Below are 911 nucleotides of genomic sequence, written 5' to 3' on the forward strand. Positions count from 1 at the left end.
ATTTCTTTTGAAATATTGGCGTTGTGTTTATACGAATGTGCACCTTCGACCAGTAGTCGTCTTGCACGGCTGTTACCGCATTTGGTAATAGCACCTAAATGGCGTTTATCGCCACTTGAATGTTCGCTTGGTACAAGACCAAGGTAACTCATTAATTTTCTGGGATGGTCGAACCGTGATAAGTCACCTAGTTCGGCAATCACTCCTGTGGCTACTAATAACCTCACACCACGGAGCGCCTGTATCGCTTTAACTACAGGATAAAACCGCCAGTTTTTCACTTGATGTGTTAATTCATTATCAAGTCTTTTTAAGCGTTTTAGTCGCTCAGTAATGGTTGAAACCGATTCTTGTAAAACAATTTGCTGACAAGGATGAGGTAGCACTAATTCAGCGAGCCAACGCAAATATTGTAATGACCAGTTATCTTTTATTTTGCTGTTAATATTGTTACGTAACAGCAGTGCTTTAAGCTGATATTTAGCATCTTTTAAGTCTTTCATGCCTGTTTCACGTGCTCGAGATAAGTCACGTACGGCTTCATCTTCGGGCTCAGGAACATAGATAGGCGTTAAGTCTTCAGACTTGAGCAACTTTGCAAGTTTGAGCGCATCACGTTTATCGGTTTTGATTTTCTCTCCTGGTTTTTTAGGGATAAGAGAAGGTGCGATGACATAGCAGCAATGATTAAGGCTGGTGAGAAAACGGTAAATCCAATAGCCACAAGGTCCTGCTTCGTAAACAAAATGAAGTGTGGCATCTGGGTATTTTGATTGTAATTGTCGCGCGAGTTTTTTAAAGGCGGCTTTATTACTGAGTATTTTACCTAGATGAGTTGATTTAGCGCCACGTTGGTCTTCAATATAAGCGACTTCAGTAAATGTTTTATGGGTATCTAAGCCAATGAAAAG

At 40.5% G+C, this 911-nt stretch carries 1 protein-coding gene; it reads right to left on the reverse strand.

The window, feature by feature from the left end; genetic code table 11:
• A partial coding sequence (locus H4J76_RS19470; protein WP_182204895.1) for an IS110 family transposase occupies window positions 1-911 on the reverse strand: 911 nt, incomplete at both ends.

It is taken from the genome of Colwellia sp. BRX9-1, assembly GCF_014077195.1.
Taxonomy (GTDB): domain Bacteria; phylum Pseudomonadota; class Gammaproteobacteria; order Enterobacterales; family Alteromonadaceae; genus Colwellia_A.